General features: G+C 46.6%; 25 protein-coding genes. 16 read left to right on the forward strand and 9 right to left on the reverse strand.

Annotated features, from left to right (window positions below; translation table 11 throughout):
* Nucleotides 1-26: 26 nt before the first annotated feature.
* Complete coding sequence (locus tag ASG16_RS21510) at nt 27-389, forward strand: DUF4912 domain-containing protein (RefSeq protein WP_007723202.1); 363 nt, start codon at nt 27-29, stop codon at nt 387-389.
* A 112-nt stretch (nt 390-501) separates the two neighbouring features.
* Here the strand turns inward: ASG16_RS21510 and ASG16_RS21515 are convergent, their stop codons facing one another.
* Both ASG16_RS21515 and ASG16_RS21520 read right to left on the reverse strand, forming a co-directional pair.
* Nucleotides 502-1,140: a glycoside hydrolase family 73 protein gene (locus ASG16_RS21515; RefSeq protein ID WP_056485889.1), complete on the reverse strand. Its 639-nt coding sequence runs from the start codon at nt 1,138-1,140 to the stop codon at nt 502-504.
* Between the two features lie 112 nt (nt 1,141-1,252).
* Nucleotides 1,253-1,681 carry a DUF1885 family protein gene (locus ASG16_RS21520; protein ID WP_056485892.1) on the reverse strand — a complete coding sequence of 143 codons (429 nt, stop codon included), beginning with the start codon at nt 1,679-1,681 and terminating at the stop codon, nt 1,253-1,255.
* 180 nt (nt 1,682-1,861) lie between these two features.
* On the opposite strand from ASG16_RS21520, the gene ASG16_RS21525 reads away from it, so the two are divergent.
* From ASG16_RS21525 to ASG16_RS21545, 5 genes are all read left to right on the forward strand, one after another.
* Nucleotides 1,862-2,410 (forward strand): MarR family winged helix-turn-helix transcriptional regulator, encoded by a 549-nt coding sequence (locus ASG16_RS21525; RefSeq protein WP_007723208.1) that lies wholly within the window; start codon nt 1,862-1,864, stop codon nt 2,408-2,410.
* A gap of 78 nt (nt 2,411-2,488) precedes the next feature.
* On the forward strand, nt 2,489-2,788 hold the full coding sequence (locus ASG16_RS21530) for a DUF3055 domain-containing protein (RefSeq protein WP_015892160.1): 300 nt from the start codon (nt 2,489-2,491) through the stop codon (nt 2,786-2,788).
* A 109-nt stretch (nt 2,789-2,897) separates the two neighbouring features.
* On the forward strand, nt 2,898-3,695 hold the full coding sequence (locus ASG16_RS21535; RefSeq protein WP_056485895.1) for an alpha/beta hydrolase: 798 nt from the start codon (nt 2,898-2,900) through the stop codon (nt 3,693-3,695).
* Between the two features lie 118 nt (nt 3,696-3,813).
* On the forward strand, nt 3,814-3,939 hold the full coding sequence (locus ASG16_RS21540; RefSeq protein ID WP_007723214.1) for a GapA-binding peptide SR1P: 126 nt from the start codon (nt 3,814-3,816) through the stop codon (nt 3,937-3,939).
* 106 nt (nt 3,940-4,045) lie between these two features.
* Entirely contained in the window at nt 4,046-5,938 is a 1,893-nt protein-coding gene (locus tag ASG16_RS21545; RefSeq protein WP_056485899.1) for a TolB family protein, read from the forward strand.
* A 70-nt stretch (nt 5,939-6,008) separates the two neighbouring features.
* Here the strand turns inward: ASG16_RS21545 and ASG16_RS21550 are convergent, their stop codons facing one another.
* On the reverse strand, nt 6,009-7,946 hold the full coding sequence (locus ASG16_RS21550) for a beta/alpha barrel domain-containing protein (RefSeq protein ID WP_056485902.1): 1,938 nt from the start codon (nt 7,944-7,946) through the stop codon (nt 6,009-6,011).
* A gap of 120 nt (nt 7,947-8,066) precedes the next feature.
* Nucleotides 8,067-9,539 (reverse strand): aminotransferase class I/II-fold pyridoxal phosphate-dependent enzyme, encoded by a 1,473-nt coding sequence (locus ASG16_RS21555; RefSeq protein ID WP_056485912.1) that lies wholly within the window; start codon nt 9,537-9,539, stop codon nt 8,067-8,069.
* Nucleotides 9,540-9,706: 167 nt separating this feature from the next.
* Here ASG16_RS21555 and ASG16_RS21560 point away from each other — a divergent pair, with 167 nt between their 5' ends.
* Nucleotides 9,707-10,666: an NAD(P)H-dependent flavin oxidoreductase gene (locus ASG16_RS21560; RefSeq protein ID WP_056485915.1), complete on the forward strand. Its 960-nt coding sequence runs from the start codon at nt 9,707-9,709 to the stop codon at nt 10,664-10,666.
* Between the two features lie 84 nt (nt 10,667-10,750).
* On the opposite strand, the gene ASG16_RS21565 is transcribed toward ASG16_RS21560, so the two are convergent.
* Complete coding sequence (locus tag ASG16_RS21565; protein ID WP_056485918.1) at nt 10,751-11,386, reverse strand: YktB family protein; 636 nt, start codon at nt 11,384-11,386, stop codon at nt 10,751-10,753.
* Nucleotides 11,387-11,617: 231 nt separating this feature from the next.
* Here ASG16_RS21565 and ASG16_RS21570 point away from each other — a divergent pair, with 231 nt between their 5' ends.
* From ASG16_RS21570 to ASG16_RS21585, 3 genes are all read left to right on the forward strand, one after another.
* Nucleotides 11,618-12,217, forward strand: a complete 600-nt coding sequence (locus tag ASG16_RS21570; protein ID WP_048033797.1) for a YkzI domain-containing protein — start codon at nt 11,618-11,620, stop codon at nt 12,215-12,217.
* A gap of 225 nt (nt 12,218-12,442) precedes the next feature.
* The gene (locus ASG16_RS21575) at nt 12,443-12,949 is read left to right on the forward strand and encodes a DUF4446 family protein (protein ID WP_056485921.1); all 507 of its coding nucleotides are present in this window, start codon (nt 12,443-12,445) and stop codon (nt 12,947-12,949) included.
* Nucleotides 12,950-13,295: 346 nt separating this feature from the next.
* Nucleotides 13,296-13,892, forward strand: coding sequence for a hypothetical protein (locus ASG16_RS21585; protein ID WP_048033794.1), 597 nt, complete (start codon nt 13,296-13,298; stop codon nt 13,890-13,892).
* Between the two features lie 99 nt (nt 13,893-13,991).
* Here ASG16_RS21585 and ASG16_RS21590 read toward each other — a convergent pair whose 3' ends face one another.
* Entirely contained in the window at nt 13,992-14,486 is a 495-nt protein-coding gene (locus ASG16_RS21590) for a GNAT family N-acetyltransferase (RefSeq protein ID WP_056485927.1), read from the reverse strand.
* Between the two features lie 322 nt (nt 14,487-14,808).
* On the opposite strand from ASG16_RS21590, the gene speD reads away from it, so the two are divergent.
* Nucleotides 14,809-15,210, forward strand: a complete 402-nt coding sequence (speD, locus tag ASG16_RS21595; protein WP_048033792.1) for an adenosylmethionine decarboxylase — start codon at nt 14,809-14,811, stop codon at nt 15,208-15,210.
* Between the two features lie 79 nt (nt 15,211-15,289).
* Here speD and ASG16_RS21600 read toward each other — a convergent pair whose 3' ends face one another.
* On the reverse strand, nt 15,290-15,901 hold the full coding sequence (locus ASG16_RS21600) for a YhcN/YlaJ family sporulation lipoprotein (protein WP_056485929.1): 612 nt from the start codon (nt 15,899-15,901) through the stop codon (nt 15,290-15,292).
* Nucleotides 15,902-16,040: 139 nt separating this feature from the next.
* Here ASG16_RS21600 and typA point away from each other — a divergent pair, with 139 nt between their 5' ends.
* Complete coding sequence (typA, locus tag ASG16_RS21605; protein WP_048033790.1) at nt 16,041-17,882, forward strand: translational GTPase TypA; 1,842 nt, start codon at nt 16,041-16,043, stop codon at nt 17,880-17,882.
* Between the two features lie 73 nt (nt 17,883-17,955).
* Here the strand turns inward: typA and ASG16_RS21610 are convergent, their stop codons facing one another.
* Entirely contained in the window at nt 17,956-18,429 is a 474-nt protein-coding gene (locus ASG16_RS21610) for a glutathione peroxidase (RefSeq protein ID WP_056485932.1), read from the reverse strand.
* A 231-nt stretch (nt 18,430-18,660) separates the two neighbouring features.
* Here ASG16_RS21610 and ASG16_RS21615 point away from each other — a divergent pair, with 231 nt between their 5' ends.
* From ASG16_RS21615 to ASG16_RS21625, 3 genes are all read left to right on the forward strand, one after another.
* Nucleotides 18,661-18,987, forward strand: coding sequence for a YlaH-like family protein (locus tag ASG16_RS21615; protein ID WP_056485935.1), 327 nt, complete (start codon nt 18,661-18,663; stop codon nt 18,985-18,987).
* Between the two features lie 10 nt (nt 18,988-18,997).
* Nucleotides 18,998-19,273, forward strand: coding sequence for a hypothetical protein (locus tag ASG16_RS21620; protein WP_056485938.1), 276 nt, complete (start codon nt 18,998-19,000; stop codon nt 19,271-19,273).
* Between the two features lie 191 nt (nt 19,274-19,464).
* Nucleotides 19,465-20,862 carry a hypothetical protein gene (locus ASG16_RS21625; protein ID WP_056485940.1) on the forward strand — a complete coding sequence of 466 codons (1,398 nt, stop codon included), beginning with the start codon at nt 19,465-19,467 and terminating at the stop codon, nt 20,860-20,862.
* Nucleotides 20,863-20,871: 9 nt separating this feature from the next.
* Here the strand turns inward: ASG16_RS21625 and ASG16_RS21630 are convergent, their stop codons facing one another.
* Nucleotides 20,872-21,213 (reverse strand): DUF5665 domain-containing protein, encoded by a 342-nt coding sequence (locus ASG16_RS21630; RefSeq protein WP_007723262.1) that lies wholly within the window; start codon nt 21,211-21,213, stop codon nt 20,872-20,874.
* A gap of 138 nt (nt 21,214-21,351) precedes the next feature.
* On the opposite strand from ASG16_RS21630, the gene ASG16_RS21635 reads away from it, so the two are divergent.
* Nucleotides 21,352-21,810 carry a pyridoxamine 5'-phosphate oxidase family protein gene (locus ASG16_RS21635; RefSeq protein WP_048033785.1) on the forward strand — a complete coding sequence of 153 codons (459 nt, stop codon included), beginning with the start codon at nt 21,352-21,354 and terminating at the stop codon, nt 21,808-21,810.
* The last annotated feature ends 12 nt before the right edge of the window (nt 21,811-21,822 follow it).

Consider the following 21,822-nt stretch of genomic DNA (forward strand, 5'->3'; position numbering starts at 1 on the left):
ATGAAAGAAAGGAACGATGGGAGCGAATGGAGACAAATCCCCCGCGATCGTCCACAGATGTAGAAGGCCCGAGTATACGCATTGCCTGGAAAGATGAGCAATCCATTCAGGCAGAGTGGAGCATGACGAAGGAGTTCGAGCAAGAAATAGAGCGAAAGTTTGCTATTCCGTTTGCTGAACTGCCTTTTGTCCTACGCCTTTTTGATGTGACGTACCGCAAAGAGATCCGAAATGATGGCACTGACCTTTATACTGATTTTGATATCAACCACCGTTCTTCCGAATGGATTTTGTACGGAGTGACGCAAGGATTGGAATATTGCGTCGATCTGGGAATTCGGATGGTGGACGGAAGGTTTTATTCGCTGTCCAGGTCTCAAATGATTTGATCAACGTGCTCAAGCAACGTACGACTGAGGCAACTGCATTTTTATACGAAACAGCCCCATTATCCGCGAGATTTGCTTGTGGCAATGGGGCTTTTGATTTATATTCGTACACTTATGGGTTCTCTCGCTGTTTGTCCAACAGTCGCAGGGCAACCGCTAAAACAGCCCATACTGGCATTGGTTCGTCTAACTTCTTTAGCCATTCGGGTGAGGTCAGCAAGCCCTCTTGTAACGCACGATTGCCCAGCTCCAATTTCCAGGGAGGAAACGATTGTGGCTCTTCTGGGGCGAATGGATCGTACTGAGACAAGTTGTACGTTTGAATGAGGCGCGTCAGCTTTTCTGCGTACGCAGGATCGGTAGCGTAGCCGGCTTCTTCTAAAGCCTGTGCGGCTTGTGCGGGAGTAGCTGCTGCCAGCACGTTTTTGTATGCGGGCTTACGTAAAAACTGGGCATGGTCTTCCATGGATTGCTGGTAATTTTCGTAAGCGCGGAACTGGGAGGTACGTGTGACTGTCTTTCCGTTTTCTACCTCTTTGCTTTCGATGGTGACAGAGCCGGCAGGTCCCGTTCCCTTCATTCCAAAGAGGTTGTACGAGAATGTCCCAGTGGCAGGGTCAACAGGTACTTTTTTACCCCAACCTGACTCGAGTATGGCTTGCGCTATGATAATGGAGGGGAATATACGATGGCTCTGATAAGACTTTCTGGCGTGGTCAGCAACCAACTGAATAAATCCTTGCGCATCCATAAGTACCCCCCTTTCCTCTTTTTGTTATTCGTATGAAAAAAAGAGGTCAGGGGGAATAGGCCTGAACATGAAAAAACAGTCGATATTTCTCGACTGTTTTTCCGTTTTTTGTTTATGGCTTTCGAGGTTGGAAGTATTGAATGCGCTTGTTGAAGAGGTGGAGCTCTGCTTTATAATCACGTGCCAAGTATCGACAGTATTCATTTGCCTTGTTTTTATCGCCGTGTGTCGCCGATTCAGGGAGGGACACTTGTATGTAGTGCTTCTCGGAACCGTTTTCATTTTTGCTCCCGACGCCAACAACGATAGCTTTGTACATGTTTGGATCTTTTCCTTTGAGAAGGAACCACGAGTTGACTCCTTCAGGGCGTTCTTCTAGGGTGTAAGGGAAAGCTGCGTCAGCATAGGTCCAGCCCAATTGCTTTCCTGTTTTTGAGGTCATGTCAACGTATCGCGTAAACTTGGCTTTCACGTCGTCAATACTTACAGATGCTGCGGTAGAACCATCAACGAAATAGATGTAGGCGGATTGAAGTTTCACGACTGCACTCACTCCTAGTACCGGTATTCTGTGCGTTAAGTGTAGCATTGTCTTCCACTCTTTGGCAATGAGGCAGTTGGCGACCGAAAACAATTGCGTGTTTTTTCTGAAAAGTGTAAAATATATATCATATTTATATGCCGTTAGATGAACGATAAAGAATCATGGAGGAATATACGCATGCAGGAGGCCTCAATTAGACACGTATTCGAAGCTTTAAACACCATGCGCGCCATCGATGTGGTGAACAAAGAAGACTGGGAGCGGGCAGCGAAGGAAGCCGAATTGGATTCCTCTGTACAGTTAAACATTCTCTGGATCATCTACTGTTATGAAGGTGTACGCGTCACGCAAATTGCAGATTGGACCTTCTGGCATCCCTCATCGATTGTCATTCATATCAAGAAATTAATGGAGAAAGGCATGGTGACGATCGAAAAGTCGGAGTTGGATGGGCGTGTGGTTCACGTATACCCGACTGAAAAAGGAAAAGAAGTATTGGAAGCCAGTCGAAGAAGTGTACCAGATATTTTTAGATTGACGTATGCATTGGAGAAAATGGAGGAACGATACAGTACAGCAGTAGTTGAACTGTTCTTTGAATGTCTCTCCTTTGTCGCGCAATCGTTGCATGGTGCAGAAAAAGTGAGATGGATTCAAGAAGGGGAAGACAGGGTCATTAACCCAACGCGTCTGGTAAATGATGCTGTTTGGGTGGCAAAAACGTGATTTTTCGCTTATACTAGTGAATAATCCGAATATTTCACGAAATTCGGAGGCCAAAATACTGTTGAGGAGGGATTGCTGATGGAGCACTACGACCACTTATACGACGTTTCGGAGAATGCTAATGTACGTTTCCTTGGATTTATTTCAGAGGGAACACGCTACGACTTTGGCATGGTTTTTACACACAAGTTTTATGGGAAGCCGTTGGTGATCTGTATGCAGACAGGGCAATCGACTCTTCTCAGTTCGGAAGATGCGGTGAATCCAGGATACCTGCAAAAAATTTTCAGGCTGGATTCAGAGAACGAGGCAGTCGCGCTTGCTGAGTTTTTCCAGGAACATTTACCATCCATTCCATTTGAAGAAAATCAGTATTAGGTAACGAGCAGAAGTTTATCTTCTGCTCGTTTTGGTTTTTTTCGTAAAATACGGCCTTCCGTTTTTTAGTATAATCGAAAGAAATCAGGCAGTAGGGGGAACAGGGAGAATGGGTGTACATAAATGGTCGGCCAAAAATTCTCGGGGAGCGATTGTTCTCGTCCATGGAACGGGAGAGCATCATGGGCGCTATAAGCATGTAGCGGCTTATTTTAATCAGGCGGGCTGGGACGTATATGCGGAAGATTTGCCAGGATGGGGGCGCTCTCCAGGGAGACGGGGGCATATTCAATCATTCGAAGACTATTTGTCCCGTGTACGTGAGTGGACGAGTACCGCGTTTGCCGATACGTTAGGAGAGAAGCCTGTATTGTTAATGGGGCATAGTCTGGGGGGGCTCATCGCGACTCGTTTTATTCAGACGGATGAACGGAGCAAAGAGCTGGCGGGGTTAATTCTCACATCACCATGCTTGAAACTGAAACTGACTGTACCGGCGTGGAAGGAGCAATTGGCACAATTTCTCGATCGGGTCTGGCCAACACTTGTCATGCCTAATGGAATCACTCCCGACATGGTTTCGCGTGACGAAGCTGTTCAGGCTGCTTACAAGAACGATCCGCTCAATTATTCCAAGGTAAGTGTCAGATGGTTCACAGAATTGAACCGTTCTATGGAAAAGGCGTGGGAGGAAAGAAATCGAATCAAGCATCCTGTCCTTGTTTTACAGGCTGGTGCTGATACATTGGTAGATGCGGATGCAGTGGAGCAGTTTACCGTGGGCCTTCCAGACAGACAAACGTTTGAACGATTCGCGGGCTTGCGGCATGAAATTTTGAATGAGCCTGAAAAGGAAGAAGTCTTGCAAAAAATCGTGAACTGGCTGAATGAGAATATTCCGCATTAATGTGACATACTAATTATCAACGAATGCATCTTGACTCCGAATGGTGTAGCATATTAAGATGAATGTAACATAACATTTACAGGGATATGTGAATCAATTGAATGCGGAGGGGACATAGATGGGAACTATCGTATGTCAGACTTGCGGAACCATCATCGAGCATTTTGAATGTAATTCAGTGAAAACGCTTTATGCCGTGTGCAACTGTGACTGCCGACCTGGTGAAAGACAGGAAAAAGAATAAAGATATAGTCAACAGGCCTATGTTGAGGCCTGTTTTTTTGACAACCTTTTTCGTATGGAGGATAATGGAGAAGTGTGAGAATCGTTGCAAAAGGAGGAATTGTGTCATGAAGCGACAACCGATACAGGGAATGCTGGCTGCTGCACTTTTGGTCACATCTCTGTGGAGCGGGACACCAGCGCTTGCTTACAGTATTGGTGATGAAGAAAAAATAGACGGTAGTCAGCCATCAATATCCTCAGATGGATATGATATAGCAAAAAAATATGCGGTATGGATTGTTGAGGGGGGGCAAAGAGTAACACTCTACAACCTCGCTAAAGGTAACCAGAACGAAATAGGTGACAAGGAATCTGAGAAGACAAATCCAAAGGTTGATGGAGATTACGTCGTATGGATGGATTCCCGTGATGGCGGCTCAGATGTCTATTTGTATGACATAGTGAAAGAGAAAGAAATCCGTTTGACAAGTGGTTCTGCTTCGGTCGATGGACTGGAGATTGCTGATAAAAATGTTGTTTGGACTGACAACGGCGATGTTTATCTACATAAAATTTCTACTGGAGATACAGAGATCGTATCAGCGAGTGGAAAAGCAAGCAACCCGGTGGTAAGCAGCGGTTATGTTGCTTGGGAAGATGATCGTAATGGCAATGATGACATTTATTACTATGACATCAAAGCAAAAGAGGAAAAGGCTGCCGTCATTGCTAAAGGGGATCAAGGCCGTCCTAGCATTTTCTCCGATCAAATCGTGTATGAGCACCAATCGGCTGGAGACCTTTATTCCTATTCCATCAGCAACGGTCGAATTAAGCAATTGACCGATGACAGCAACGAACAGCAAAACGTACATTTGTATCAAGAGGATTATGTCTACGCAGACAATAATGACTTGAAATATCGTGAGCTTGGCAAAAAGTCTGGTAAAAAGATCGCGAGCAATCTGTACGGGGAGACCGGACCGAAAATTTATGGCGATTTCGTCCTTTTCGCGAAAAAAGACAGTAACAAAAAGCTCCAACTCCACTTGTATGACCTGGACGAAAAGGAATTAGTTCCGATAGGTAATGCAGGCGGGGAACCAAAGGAGCCAAGTGCTCATGATCGATATGTAGCGTACGTCACCGAGTCTAAAAAAAATAATACGGTCGTATTCTACGATGTCGAAAATAAAAAAGGGAAAGTCGTCAGTAATCCAGAGCATGATTCTGTTCGCCCTGTTGTAAGCTCGCGTTATGTTGTCTGGTATGACGAGCATGAAGATGCACTCTTCTCCTACGATATTCGTAAGGATACGCAGAAGCAGATCACACATGAAGATGATGATCAAGAACCGAGTGAGAAGCTGTATGAGATTGACGGAGAGCGTCTGTTATGGGTGAATACTGCTGGCAGATCAGAAGTGATTATCACAGATCTATCGACTGGAAAGCATACGGAAGTTACGACGTTAAGAAAAGAACCATTAAGTGTTGATATTTACAAAAACTACGCTTCCTGGGTAGTGGAAGAAGGATCAAAGAGCGCAAGTATCGTTCTCTACGATATCGAAGAAGATGATGAGACTGAAATCCGCGATAACGTAAAAGTAGAGAAAGCAGAAGTCGGCGATGGCTTCGTTGTTTGGAGCGAAGATACAGGCGATTCCAAAACCGGTTGGGATTTGTACTATTACAACATCGACCGTCAAAGAGTCAATCCGTTGCTTCGTTATACGGATGGTGACCAGAAAAATCCACAGGCTTCACGCAATATGATTTTGTATGAAGAAAATCGTCTGTCCACAAAAGGCAAGGAATTTTACTATGAGCTGTATGATTTCGAAGAGGATTCCTATAGCGATATTGAGTGGGATGATGATGCGGAGATGCAAAATGTCCGCATCGGTGGAAATCGCGTTGTCTGGGTCGATAAGCGTGATAAAGATCCATATGTATACACGGTAGCCTTCGCTCCGGGCGATGATGATGACGAAGATGAAGAAGACGAAGACTGATTCTGCCTAATAGTCGTCAGGCTTTTATAAAAGAAAAACAGACGAAAGGAATTTTTTCGTCTGTTTTCTTTTATGTCCGGCATAAATACGGCTTCAAAAGTACGAGTGCTACGAGAAAGAAAATGACTGCGACATAAGCAGGCAAAAGATGAATAAAATCGACATACCCAACAGTAAAATGTATGCCTATGCCGGAAACAAAGCCTGGAATACCCGCTAAAAACAATGTCCACCAAATCCACGCTTCTCCTCTCCTGATACCCCAAAGACTGATCAGCAAGACAGCCAGGCCATTCGAAACTAGTGCCCCTCCAAAGCCAGCGCGGTCATGAGCAATGACCGGAATTAATCGCTCATTGTAAGACTGCAAGGTATCAGCAGACACACAGAGAAAAACGAGGTCAGAAGGAACGAAGACACCTGTGACGCCGATGATCGAAATGACGATACCAGCCCCTGTCAAACCAAATCCGATGATGACAAAGAGCAATTGTCCCCATAGAGCCATTCGCCAATCCCGATCGTTGTGAAGCTGAGGCGGTAGGCGAGTCAAATGAACCTTTGCAGGTGTTCGTAATGCGAGCAAAAACATGGGGAACAACACGAGCGCTAAAATCGCGTGCAAGTAATCGAAGTACCCGTATCCAATAAATAAAAAGAAGCTGGAAAATCCAACAGTACCGGAGATAAGCAAGATGGTCCGCGTCCAGTGAATATCTTTACGTAGGCCATGATAAGACAGTTGGCTGTACAAAATTCCTATGGATATCATCGTTCCTGCCAGACTAATCCGATCGTGTGACATAAAAGAGAGGATTTGCGCATTTAAGAGCGCAAGCTGGTCGGCAGACATCCCGAGGAAGCGTTCGTCGTAGGGGAGGACGACGGTTGTTGCGGCGATCATCCAAGCAAGTGCCCCACCGATCATCATGCCCACGCCCAACAAGATTCCCCATATCCAAGAAGGAAATAAAAAAGCAGATCGTTTTTCTTGAGGAGGGTCAGTGTCTGGTTGTGTTTGTAAAATAACTTCGTTAATTCGTTTTGGCAAGCCAGGGCCAGAATAGACCAAGCCACTGTGCAATTGCACAAAATTGGCACCTGCGGCAAGAAGGGTTAGAGCATCGTGTGGCTCCAGAATGCCGCCTGATCCAATGATAAGGGCATCTGACCACTGTTCCCGTGCCCAGGAGACAAATTTGACAGCTTGCTCGTGTGAACTCCTCCCCGTGATGTAAACAGAGTTATTCGCGCATGATGAATCTTCCTGAATCGTGCCTCCAGCGACAACTAGGCCGTTTAGTCCTGCTTCTTTTGCCGCGGTAAGAATCGGGAGTGCTTCCGCATCGGTCAAGCTCGGGGGGATCGCCAGCAAGAGTGGCATATCCGTATGGTTACGCAAACAGGAAAAATGTTCCTTCCACGCTGTATGGCTCCATTCGGGCTGTCCCATATTTGCCCGCGAATCAATAGTGAAAAACGAACAAAAACGCTCCAAACTGTCGATTAGCTCCTGAAGATCTTCTGTGGCTTCTCTCAGGCTGACTTTTGGTTGGCAGGCCAATCTGACTCCGAGAGGAATTTTGATGCCAGAAGCCCCCTCCAGGCGCCTCTGAAGGGTATATATACCATTATTTACCAGAGGACTCGAATAGTGGATATTCATCGCGGCAATGTCACGTTGAACGGTGCCGAGAGAATCAATCGGTTCTTTGGACACAGGTCCCAGCTCTAGAAACCCGAAGCCGAATTTGGACAGCGCTTTAATGGCGATGCAATCCAGGTCTAATCCGGCACCCAGCCCGACTGGAGTAGGAAACGTGACTGGACCAATTGTTTGGGAGAGCTGGGAGGGAGGCTCCATATGTCCCATCCATTCGATGATGAGCGAACCCCCCGGAATTTTTGCCAAAGTACCGATTGACTGCAAGGTAATAGACCGGGCCCGTTCGGGTGGCATGAGAAAGAGAAGTGGCCGAAACATCGTTTGATACGACCAGTCTGGCATGGCAGCATCGCCCACCTTTCCTGATTTTTCCCATTTCCATCTTATCTCAAAATGTTTGTATAAAAAATAAAAAAAGCTGCTCTCTCGTGAAAGAGGCAGCCGTTTTTCGGTTCAGATCGGTTAGCCAGAAATGGCGGTTTGTCTTTTTACGACTTTAATCGTTTTTAGTGTCTCATCTTCGGGGCCTTGTACAGGTAATCCGACTCGGATGTTTTCTTGAATGTACGCGATATTTTCCTCAGTGATGACCTCTCCAGGAAGGAAAATCGGGATGCCTGGAGGATACACCATGATAAACTCAGTGATGACTCGACCTGCTGCTTCCACCAACGGAATCGTCTCTGTTTCTGCATAGAATGCATCTCGAGGGGTTGTGGACAGCACAGGGATATTCGGCAATGAGATGGTAGGCTTATCTTCTGCTTGTACGTGCGAAAATTCAACAGACAGATCACGCAAGCCATTTACCAGCGTACGGATGGATTCTTCCGTATCTCCCGCAGTAACAAAGCAGAGGATGTTGTACAAATCGCTCATCTCTACTTCAATGTTGTACTTGTCACGCAGCCAGTTCTCGACTTCCCATCCAGTGATTCCGAGATCGCGTACGTGGATGAGGAGCTTAGTTGGGTCCATCGCAAAAGTCGCAGGCTTTCCAAGAATCTCCTTGCCAACGCAGTAGATGCGCGGAATTTCGTTAATCATATCACGTGCTTTTGCTGCCAGTTCCATCGCTTGATCCGCGAGCGTTTTCCCGTTAAGGGCCAGATGCTGACGCGCCATGTCCAAAGACGCGAGGAAGATGTAGGAAGTCGAAGTCGTCGTGAGCATACTCATGACCGTTTTCACCCGATCGACATCGACGAGCCCTTCCCGTACATTCAAGATCGACGTTTGGGTCAAAGAGCCACCCAGCTTGTGTACGCTGGTTGCTGCCATGTCGGCACCGGCTTGCATGGCCGAAATCGGCAGTTCCTCATGAAAATGAATATGCACACCATGAGCTTCGTCTACCAATACAGGAATTTCATAGTTATGCGCAGCCCGCACGATCTCGCGCAGGTCCCCTGCAATACCGAAGTACGTTGGGTTAATCACCAACAGGGCAGCAGCATCAGGATGAGCTTCCAATGCTTTTTGTACGGCCTTCACTGTGATCCCATGAGAAATACCCAGACGCTCGTCCATGGCAGGGTGAATAAAGATTGGGATTGCGCCAGCGAAAATAATCGCCGACATAATCGATTTGTGTACGTTACGCGGTACGATAATTTTGTCACCAGGACTGCATGTCGCCATAATCATTGCCATGATGGCACCGCTTGTACCTTGCACGGAAAAAAATGTATGGTCAGCGCCGAATGCCTCGGCTGCCAAATCTTGTGCTTCTTTGATCATTGCCTTCGGGTGATGCAAGTCATCCAATGGCGCAATGTTGATGAGGTCTATCGAAAGAGCGTTGTCCCCGATGAACTCGCGAAATGCCGGATGCATACCCATACCCTTCTTATGGCCCGGAATGTGAAATTGAATCGGGTTCCGGTTGGCGTGCTCCAACAACCCGCTGAACAAAGGAGTTTTCATTTGTCTCACTACGATCGCCTCACTTTACTAATCAAGAATAATAAGGGGAAAAACAAACAAATTGAGTATAGCAAAATAGGGGGGGAAAGCAAGCGAATTTTTATTCATGTCCGCGAGTGGTGGCAGGAGTTTGGCCTGTAAGCCGAGAAGGTCATTTACACGAGGTGATAATCAGGATGAAAACGAGAGTAACGGAGCTACTTCAAATTACATATCCGGTAGTTCAAGGTGGCTTGGCTTATTTGGCTTACGCAGACTTGGCTGCGGCCGTGTCAACTGCCGGGGGACTCGGACAAATTACGGCTATGTCCTTGCCATCGGCTGATGCACTGCGGGAGGAGATTCGCAAGGTCCGTGCATTGACGGATAAACCATTTGGTGTGAATTATGCAATTGGTCAACATGGTCGGCCGTATGAAGAAATGCTGGATGTGGCGATTGAAGAAGGAGTAACAGCAGTTTCGGTAACAGGAGGCAATCCAGAGCCGCTGCTGCGCAGACTCGATGGTCATCCCATCAAAAAGCTTGTCTTGGTTGCGTCTGCCCGCCAAGCACAAAAAGCAGAATCGATTGGTGCGGATGCTGTGATGGCTGTCGGTCAAGAAGGCGGGGGGCACCTGGGACGAGATGATATCGGGACGTTTGTTTTGATTCCGCGTGTGGTAGATTCCGTGAAAATTCCGGTATTGGCTAGCGGTGGCATCGGTGATGGTCGGGGAATTTTGGCAGCGCTTGCACTTGGTGCAGAAGGTGTAGAGATGGGGACGCGATTTATTGCGACGCAAGAATGTGTTCATGCGCATTCGGCCTACAAAGAGGCGTTGGTTGCTGGAACGGAGCACGATACCGCAGTTATCAAGCGCACACTGGGAACACCTGCGAGGGTCGTTCGCACACCAGGGTCTGATCACATTCTTCAATTGGAAAAAGAAGGAGCAGGCTACGAGCAGTTAAAGAGCCTTATCAGTGGAGCGAACAATTGCACATTTATTTATGAGGGCGACAGCCAGCGCGGCTTTGGTTGGGCTGGTCAGGTTATTGGATTGATTGATGATGTGCCAAGTGTCCAACAATTGTTTGACCGCATGTTTGGCGATGTGAACAAGTCGTTGGATCGATTGCGGTCTTTTTCTTAAAACAAAAGAACAGGCCTGCGTTTTTCAAATGAAAGCGGACCTGTTCTTTTGCATATAACTTAACTAAAGAAAGCGGGAGGCGGTCTATCCACGAGAGTTTCCTAATGAATAGAGCTTGCTCAACACGCCAAATGTTTCTTCGAGACGACCCACCAATGCTTCTCCGTCTGCAAGGATTGGATCATGACGGTCAATAGTAATTCCACAGAGCAATTCCGCTTTTTTTACCTGTGCCAGCCTGTCCACCAACTTTTTCACGCCAGCCGTGCCCAGCTCTTTTTGAGACGTGCTTGCTGGTTGCATATGATCGTAAGACCAGTGAAAATGCTCCGGAATCATCGCGATGACCTCATCTAAACGCTTGTTAAACGCATGACTGATCAGCTCTTTGGAAGGAGACTCGTAGATTACTGCGTACCAAACGAACAAATGTGTTCCCCACAAGCCGATTTGAAAGTGCGGGTGTTTTTTGTAACCGCGTTTATCATTAGCCCAGGCAACCCACGTATCAGCTGGTGGGTTCACCGTACGGCGTGCATGTTTTGCTATGTGCGTAAACATTTCATCCCCGGTTGCTACGGAGAGAAAAGGCGCAAAGTGCTGGCTGAGTACTTCGAATTTGGGACGGATATTGGTTTTGATCGCGTCCATCCGAGCATCCAGTCCATCAATGGCAAAAACATCAAAATCTTCTTGACGAAAGCCTGGAAACGTTGGCATGTAACAAACACCTCTTTTAAGCATCATCGAACCCCACTGGAAAGAAAAGGGCGATCGTCCCCGTCAAGGGAGCTTGGAATCCTCCATATGATATCATACCATCCAGGAAAAAAATACATGCCGAGTTTTATGAATAGCAAAACCAAAGCCTGAATAATATGATATACCACTCACTCCCTTGCGGCAAAAGTGATATCTGAGTATTCTGTCAACGGGAGGGGCCTGTAGAAGATGAATCTCGGCATGGAGTTGGAGTATTTTCATTTGGCAGTTTGGTTTGACCGCAAAACATTGCACGCGATGGTGCAGGCCCTGGTGGAAGCAGGGGTGAGCGTCACGTGGAAAGAATCTCCCGAGCAGTTTCACCTCCTCGTGAACACCACAGATGGCCGATCCGACTGGAAAATGCAGCGTTTAAACGGGTCCTATAAGCTGCACATTGCAGGCATTCCTGTCAATGATTCTCGGGTGGCACTCGTACTGTACCACTTCGTAGAGCGGGCAAAAGGGCATGCCATGATCAAGGTCACTTTTGAAGAGTGCGTCTTGCTGAAGCAAATCCAGTACGGAGAAGTTATCAGAATAGTGGAATTAAAAGGAGCTGAGAAAAAAGTGATCTATGAAAAATTTTGCAATGTAACGATGGATCAGGTAATTGCCGCGATGAAACGACGTGACTCGGAAGAACGCATCCCGGTGCTCCGTCTGGAGTTGGATTATGAACTGGCGACGTTGTATGACGCAATGCAAGCCAAAGACCAAAGTCAAATGAAGCAGTCCACAGAGCGATTAAAGCAGCTCCGTCGGGAAATGTTGCTTTTGGAAGCGTAGGCAGACTGGAGGATAGCCAAAGGACGATGAGTTTGACACAAACCAATACGGAATGAAAAAGCGACATCTCAAACAAATGAGGGTGTCGCTTTTTTTGGTTGCAAGTCGCTTATTAGTAATTGTTGTTTTTATAAAAGACTTGTTTGAATGGGAGGCCTGGCGGTTGTACAATAAAGAAGGTTTTTAACAGCATATTTACGCACACGCCGGAAAGGAAGAAAAGTTTTGGAAGCATTCCTATCACAAATCCCCAATGTAGCGATCCTGCTTTTAGCCGTCATCGCATTGACACTGATCCTGTTATGGATCGTGATTATGCAGTCTGTCCGGATTAGTCGATTGAGGAAATCAATCAACCGGATTATGACAGGGACGGGAGGAGCCAATCTCGAGGAAGGCTTGCACAGACTGCTGGATCAGGTAGAGGAAATGAAAAAGCAGCACAGTGATCAGCAGTTTGCCATCAATCGTCTGTCACAACGAATGGCAGCGCAATGCGGCAAAATAGCGATTATCCGTTACAATGCTTTCGGGGATGTCGGCAGTGATCTTAGCTTTTCGTTGGCGGTAACAGATGACGCTGGGAACGGCGTCGTGATCACCAGCATTTTTGGACGAGAAGAATCTCGTGTGTACGCCAAGCCGCTTGAGCAAGGGACATCGAGCTACCATTTGTCTGAAGAAGAACAGGCTGCGATCAAAAAAGCGATGACCTCAACCGCAGGGATATAAGTCCCTCTGAATTTCAATGAAACAGCAAGCATATGAATGAATCAGGGAGTTCTTTTCATTTCCCTGCGTCTGATTGCGGATATTCCGGTTTTTTGCTAAAATTCATCGCCATTTTCCTCAAGACTTTTGATGGCATCTGAGGTATAATAAAGATGTCAAAAATGGCTTTTTTGCGAAAAACAAAAAGTAGGTGATCCGCCTTCATTACCCAAATCGATTTTCGATTCGCGGGGCAAGGCCAGGTTCTACAGCGTTCTTTTGTTGACACTTAGCGTATCTCCTCTGATTTGGATAACTGTTCGGTCGTACTCGGCCCATGCAAACCAAAAGAATTGAGGAGATATTTATGGCACAGCGTTTAGCAACTAATTACGCCAAGGCCTATTTTACGGTGAATGAAGAAGAGCTGAACCAGTTCGTTTCGCTTTTCACCAATGAACACATTTCAGTCCAAGTCAAAGTGTGTGACAATGGCGATCGTGACGTAATCTTGAATGACAAGAACGGCGAAATTCAATTGAGTTTTTGTCGGGTTGGCAGCCGCTACTCATGCGACAGCTCGTATCTGATCCAAGATCGGCAACTGGCAAATGCAATGAGAAAAGCAATGAAAGCGTTCCGAGGCTATGGAATCGTCCACCGGATTTATGACGGCTTCACAATGGTGTATCACTACGATCAAGGATCGGTTGTGAGCATTCAGGAGCTAACCGGAGACGAGGAAGTGTCCATCTTTGAAAATAACTCTCTGCACATGACCAATGAGCTGGAGGCGTTGTTCCAGCAGGATGGCAGCGAGCAGGAGATTGAGTCCATACGCCAAGAAACGGACCGATGGCTGGATTTGCGTAATTGGGCAAAGAGAACTGCCCCGGAAAAACTTCCAGCAATTGATGTTCGATTAGCAACGTTATCGCGGCGGTTATATGAATTAGAAGTTTAGTGAAAAAAGGGTGCTCTGGGCGCCCTTTTTTATGTAAATAACAAAAAGCGGGTTTCCTCCTAACAAGAGGTTCCCGCTTTTGTTGTTTCTTGGTTCATTTTAGCGTAATTGTAATGGTTTGCTCATATTGTACCAAATTGCACCAGCGTGATCTGAACTGGAAACACCGTTGTTGAGGTATCCATGACTTTCATAGTAGCTAATCAAATTTTCCTTACAAGTAAGCGTGATCGTCTCACGACCGGACTCTCTTGCTGATGCTTCCAGGTGTGCGAGGAGCTTGGAGGCAATGCCGCGATTTTGAAAAGCGGGAGAAACCGCTAATCCTAAAATGGTTTGATGGCCGCCAGATGCCGGGTTTTCTTTGATCGTTTGAAAAAGATCATCGGTAATGAAGGTGGATTCGACGACGGGTCCATTGACCAAACCCGCAATGACCCCATCCGCTTCCGCTACAAAAAAGCTGTCAGGAATCAATCGAATACGCTTCTCAAATGCTTCCTGGGTCGCAGCCTCATCTGGTGAGAAGCAAAGGTGCTCGATGGCGATCAGTGCCGGCAAATCTTCTGCTGTGGCATTACGGATAGTAATCATTTCCTTTGCCATCCTCTCCATTCTGGTTCATTTCTGAAAGTGTACCATAACTCACAGCATGTGAAAGCCCACTTGTAGCAAGTGGTTGCTCTCCATCCTGTAGAATAGCCGTCAGCCTATTTATAGTGTTCTTAATAGATTATTGAAAAAGGGTATTGTCAAACTAGGCCGATGCATGGTATTGTTGTTTTCGTTGGAAACAGGATTAGGAACCAGGATTCACTTTAAAGGGTGGATAACAACGGAAACCGCCCCCGTTAGTGAATGACGCAGGTCCTAGCGATGTTTAACATTACACTCGTTAGGAAGGGGGAACCGAAAGATGGAATATTCGACTTTCGGAAGACACGTTGCTGTTGACACATGGGGAGTTCAGTTTGATTTGTTGAACGACGCAGAATTTTTGAAAAAGGAAATGATTGAGGCTGCTGAGGCATGCGGTGCTACGGTACTGAGTGTGCAAGCGAAGCAGTTTTCTCCTCAGGGTGCTACCGTACTGGTTCTTCTCTCGGAAAGCCACCTGTCCATTCATACGTATCCTGAGCGCGGCTTTGCTGCTCTGGATTGCTACACGTGTGGGGAAACCGTTGATCCGCAAATCGCCATCGACTACTTGGTATCCGTGCTGAAGCCGGAAAAAACTTACGCGAAGAAATTAGTTCGTGGTTTGGGTGAACTGCAAGTTGTTGAGCCAGAAATGAAACTGGTTGAAGCGACAAAGTAAGTATCAAATGGAAAAGTTTTCAAGAGGTGCGGGCTGATTCCGCACCTCTTTTATATGGAACTTCGATTCATATTTGTCATTATGGAGTGACAGTAGGAATTCTGCGGCCAATATCGTGGAGCAGAGAACGAAATTCCGTGGATGTATTGGTGATCTGGCTTTTCATGTCGGGTCTCACATCAACTTGATTGGTCCGATGCGTCGCTTCTTCATAAATATCTGCATGGATGGCACGAATCCGGTCAAATGTGGCTGTGTCGGATGCTACTTGGATCGAGAAGTTGGGAACGCGTGAACGAACGGCGGAGTGGACTTGCTGTTCGATTATGCGCGTTTGCTCAGGGCCAAAATTTTTCCGAACACGAATTCCGATGACAGCATCGGTGCCACTCACGAGAACAGTAGCACGTTCCACACCAGGAACGTCATCTGCGACCATGGTGAGCTGTTCAGCCAAATCCTGATTAAAACCGTTAACCGTATATCCGTTTCGATAATTGCGGGCATTGATTCCGCCAGTGTAGGCATGATAATCATGAGCGAGGCTTGTCCTAGCACCTGGGGCCTGCTGATAGGTGGTACTTTGTGTGTGCGCTTGATTTTTTGGATGGCTGCTCGAGCTTACGCATCCGGTCATCATGGTTGCAATCATAAGCAAGCCAACCAAACATTTCGGGCCGTACCGTTCCATACGTTTGCCACCTCCATTTTCCTTAGTATGACGAAATTAAAGTCTCTTACTCAGGAAGTGGCTCCCGTAAAAAACTGCCCATTGTGCCGCGTTTCACTACCTGTTAATATGGAAGGTATGCATAATAGAGGAGGTTCACATGAAGCGTCTTGACATACGCAACATTGCAATTATTGCCCACGTTGACCACGGAAAAACAACGCTGGTTGACAAACTTTTGATCCAATCGGGCACATTCCGCTCGAATCAACAGGTAGAAGAGAGAATGATGGACTCTAACGACCTGGAGCGCGAGCGTGGAATTACGATCCTGGCGAAAACCACTTCTGTTAAATACAAGGATTTCACAATTAACATCTTGGATACACCAGGCCATGCTGACTTCGGTGGCGAGGTTGAGCGTATTATGAGCATGGTGGATGGCGTTCTGTTGATCGTCGACGCCTTCGAAGGCTGTATGCCACAAACGCGCTTTGTATTGAAAAAAGCGCTGGAAGCAAAAGTTACCCCTATCGTTGTCGTGAACAAAGTTGACCGCGACAATGCACGTCCTCAAGAAGTTATCAACGAAGTGTATGACCTGTTCATCGATCTGGATGCGACGGAAGACCAGTTGGAATTCCCAATCGTTTATGCTTCCGGTCTGCAAGGGATTGCAGGACTTGAGCCAGACAAGCTGGAAGGCGACCTTCGCCCACTGTTTGACACCATCGTAGAGCATATGCCTGCTCCTGACGCAGACGAATCTGCTCCGCTCCAAATGCAAGTAACCATGCTGGATTACAACGACTTTTTGGGTCGTATCGGGATTGGCCGCATCTATCGCGGAACCATGAACCTGAATGAAATGGTATCTGTCACTACACGCGAAGGTGAAGTGAAAAAAGCACGGATTCAAAAGCTGTTCGGTTTCTCCGGATTGCAACGTGTTGAGCAAAAAACAGCACGAGCAGGAGATATTGTAGCGATTTCTGGTATTGACGATATCAACGTAGGGGAAACCGTTTGCCACGTTGACCATCCAGAGGCATTGCCACTCTTGAAAATTGACGAGCCTACCCTGCAAATGACGTTCCTTGTGAATAACAGCCCGTTTGCTGGTCGCGAAGGTAAGCACGTGACTTCCCGCAAGCTGCGTGATCGTCTGATGGCTGAGCTGGAGACAGATGTATCTCTGCGTGTAGATGAAACAGATTCGCCAGATGCGTATGTGGTTTCTGGACGCGGTGAATTGCACTTGTCCATCTTGGTAGAGAACATGCGTCGTGAAGGCTTTGAGCTGGGTGTGTCCAAGCCTGAGGTTATCATTCGTATGATCGATGGACAAAAAATGGAACCGGCTGAGCTGTTGATCATTGATGTGCCTGAGGAATACACAGGGGCAGTAATGGAGACATTGGGTCAACGTAAAGCCGAGATGGTTAACATGATCAACAACGGCTTCGGACAAGTTCGTCTGGAATTCATTATTCCATCCCGCGGTTTGATCGGATATCGTACAGAGTTCTTGACGATTACACGTGGTTACGGTATTCTCAACCACTCCTTCGACAGCTATCGTCCACTTGTACCAGGAGCGGTAGGAGGACGTCATGCAGGGGTACTTATTTCCCATGAGACAGGAACAGCTACCACGTATGGCTTGATGTCCGTAGAAGATCGCGGAACCATGTTCATTCACCCAGGTACAGAAGTATACGAAGGCATGATCGTGGGCGAGCACAACCGTGACAACGATCTTGTTGTTAACGTATGTAAAGAAAAGCATGCGACCAACGTACGTTCTGCGACCAAGGATGAGACTGTCAAAATGAAGGCTCCTCGCATGTTGTCCTTGGAAGAGGCACTGGAATATCTGAACGACGATGAGCTGTGCGAAGTAACACCTCAATCCGTTCGTCTGCGCAAAAAATATCTGAACAAATCAGATCGTGAGCGCTATGAGAAGCAAAGACGCTATGAAGCACAACCGCAAGCGTAAGATAGAAAGAAAAGAACGCCACTTGATCCTGTTGGGGATGAAGTGGCGTTTTTATTTGGGCTTGTCTTTGTCCTTACAACAGACTCTCAATATCAGGGATGAGTTCTTCCGGTTGAGTACGAGCACTGATGCGTTTTACGACATGACCGTCTTTATCCACGAGGAATTTGGCGAAGTTCCATTCGATATCGGAATGTTCCTCGCTCAGGGCATGCTCCTTCAAGTACTGATACAACGGGTGAGTACCAGGACCATTGACATCGATCTTTGCAAAAAGCGGGAAGGTCACGCCATAATTTCGATCGCAGAACGTTGCGATTTCTTCTTCTGTTCCTGGCTCTTGCCCAGCGAACTGGTTGCAAGGGAAGCCGAGAACGACGAGACCCTTATCCTGATAACGCGTGTACAGCTCCTGTAGCCCTTTGTATTGAGGAGTAAGGCCGCATTGGCTGGCGACGTTTACGATTAGCAGGACATGCCCTTTGAAGGCGGCTAATGTCTTTTCATCACCGGAAATCGTTTTGACGGCAATATCATACAAGCTCATCTTATTCCCACCTTTTTCTACTGACATATCCTCATCATAGCATGTACCGCGAAATTCATGCTAGCTACATGGAAGAGCCTACCGTTTTTTGACACAGAATCCACCACCTGATAAAGTAAGAAAGATAGCGTTTTCCTAAGAAAAAAGGAGTGACTATTCGTTTCATTCCGCCTATGAGGTGGTATGTGAAGCGGTAGGAGTTTCACCGCTTGAAGACAGGAGAGATAAGTGATGGACTGGATACAAATCGCATCAACCTATGTGCCAACGAATCCAGATCAGCTCACAGCATATGACAGCTTTCGCATGTGGGCTGATAAATATCGGGCTTGGATTTTGTTTGTGGAATTAATTATTGTCTATTATCTTGGCTTTGCTACCCGTATTCGTATGCCTATTTTGAAAAACGTGCTCTTGTACATCCTTTTATTTGCCGGAGCTCTCATTTTCGCTATTCTGGATGTGCAGCTTCCTGTGAAAAGTGCAATGATGGTGGCGATCGCGATTCTCGTGATTGTAAAGGTACGGATCAAGCCGGAGCAAACTGGGCGAAAGTGAGGAGAACCGCGTGAAGCGTGAAGATGCACTTTTTAATTGGCTGCAAATTCAAGTGGTTGCCGATGCGCGACCAGAAGACCGCTCTGCTTTGGATACAGCTGCTTTTTTCTTGCAATTGCTGCAAGAGGATCATCAAATGAGTGATATTGGCTATCGTCAGGAAGGCAGTTGGTACGTGCTATTTGGGAACGTTGACTCTCAGTCCATGGAAGTGCGATACCCTGCTGAATCAGTCGAAGCTTTATTAGTCGCGATTGAAAGTGAACCCAAGTACAACTGCAACTAACGGGACAAAGACTCCCCCTCTACTTGCCGAAATGATTCGGAAGTTGGGTGGAGTTTTTTTGTATCAAGCGTTTTTTATAGGTAATAAGACGCGGTTTCTTGGAAGATGCAACTTTTGAAAATGATTTCCCGTCAATATTCATGCCCCAAGCATGCAGGGGGATTTTGGCAGACTAGAAGGGGGAACTACCATTGAAAAAGTATATGACCAAGCCCGTATTAGCAGTGGTGACAGCGGCAGGTATTCTTGGCTGTTTGACGCCAATTTTTGCCGATGCAAGCTCGATTGCAAGTCCAAGTGCCACAAAGGTAGTCATGAACGACGAGGGTAAGCAAGTTACACGCTACAATCTGAAAGAACTTGCCCAAAATGATCCAACCACACTGAACATGCTCTTGAAAAATCAAGCGGATCACTTGTACATCATTGTAGAAGAAATCAACTTGAATACGAAGCTCCAAACGTTTATGGAAGAAAACAAAGCGGAATGGGAGCGTATCTACAACGAGTACTACAGCGATATTTGGCTGGAAGTGCGCTTGACAGACAACGATGAAGAAATCGTGAGCGTAAATGCCAAGACTGAAAATAACAAGGTGTACATAAAGGGGATTGTGACTTCGGATGTGACCAAGGTGGTTGTGAAAAAGCCGAATTCCGATATCATTGAAGTCGTTCCAACCGACGAGAACTCTTTCACAGTCAGCTTTGAAGCTCCTGATGCATCCTATGAGCCGTATGTAACCGTGAGTGCCTATGAAGGCAGCAAGCTGGTCGATAGCGAAAAGGTAAAGATTGTTCCAAAAGCAGAAGAAGATAAGGAAATGATCATCCATACGATGTCTGTATTGGATGCGAAGAAAAAGGAATTAAAAGTAAAAGGAATTGTCAAGCAGGGGGCAGACAAAGTAACTGTCACCTATAATGGCGTGAAAAAAGACGCAAGCGTGAAGAAGCTGTGGGATGGCGTAGGCAGCTTTACGGTTTCAGTAAAGGATGTACAAGCAGCAAAAGATCAAAAAGCCTTGATCGAGGTTTACGAGGATGGCAAGAAGGTTGATTCCGAATCCGTTCAGGTAGAAATTGTTAACGCTCCTGACAAGGATCAAGCAACCGAATATACCATCAAGGCGACTGCTGTAAACAATCCTGCCGCCAAGTCCATTCAGGTGAAGGGGACAGTAAGCGGCTGGAATAAAAAGGACGATACTGAATTGTTTGTGATCGCTCCAGACGGTCAGAAAAAAGAAATTGAACCGAATGACAAAGGTGAGTTTTCTTTGACGTTATCTTACAAGAATCGTTCCTTTAGCGCCAAATCGATTCAATTCGCATTGTATGAAGACGATAAGCTGGTTAAGAAAGCTGACGTTGCATTAAGCACAAAAGTCATTGTCGAGCCTGTGAAGCCAACAGACGAGGATGAAGACGACGATGATGACAAAAAGAAAAAAGAAAAAGGGAAGCAGAAAGATAAGCATCCCAACGGCAACGCGTATGGCTATTGGAAAAAGCACGACAAACATCATGATGACGATAATGATCAGGACGATGACGACGACGAAGATCATGACGACGACAGAGACTAGTCTCTAGCGTTAAGGTCGCTGCTTGTAAGTCTCGACGTACTCCACCAATTGTCTGATGTAATCCCCGAGAATGGGGATTGAAAGAAATTGCGTCAAGAGGGAGCCGAGGAAAGCCAAAACGATAGCAGTACCAATCGTCAATCCCAGACCCCGGGCAAGACCTGCGAGGAAATTGATCCAGAGCAGCTTGCGCGGGGCTGTGTAATTTTGGATCACGTCTGCTAGTCGAATATCTTCCAGGAACATTGCAATTTTATGCATCCGCTCATTTACCTTCCGAACTTCCTGAAGCTCTTCAAGAACTTGGTCAATTTGCTGCATGAGGCGGTCTGTAGGCGACAAGCTGTCCATCCCCTTCCATCATTCGGTATCGTTACCTACCAGTCTAGGGAAAAAGACAACCAGAATCAAGGTGGAGAGGAAACGTTTGCCTATCCGCTATGCGAAGGGTAAAATGAACGTACAAAACGTTTGTTAGGAGGCTTTGAAATGGCTGAAACTGTTTCCCAATCTCTTTCCGAAGATTTATTCCAGCTCTTGCAAAAGGAGCGTTTTGTTACCTTGGGCACAGTAGATCATGAGTCAGGGGCACCATCGCTCAGCTCCTTGTCCTGGACGTATGCTGTCAGCGCCGATACGATTCGTTTTGCCGTGGATAATCGCTCACGTATTTTGGCTAATATTGCGAAGGAACCGCAAGTTGTCCTGCATTTGATCGGTGCCGGCTCATCTTTTGCCATTAATGGTCGTGCCACCGTCAAAACAGACCGACTGGAAGGTGTTCCGCTCAAGCTGGCCATGGCAGAAATCAAAATTGAGGCCGTTCGTGATATTATGTTTTATGGTTCCCGTATTTCCGTAGAACCACAATATGAAAAGACGTATGACAAAAACGCGGCAGCGAAGCTGGACAATCAAGTTATGACCGCCTTGAAAGATGCAAATTAACGGGTGGAAATA

The sequence above is a fragment of the Brevibacillus sp. Leaf182 genome (assembly GCF_001423865.2).
GTDB classification, from domain to species: Bacteria; Bacillota; Bacilli; order Brevibacillales; family Brevibacillaceae; genus Brevibacillus; species Brevibacillus brevis_C.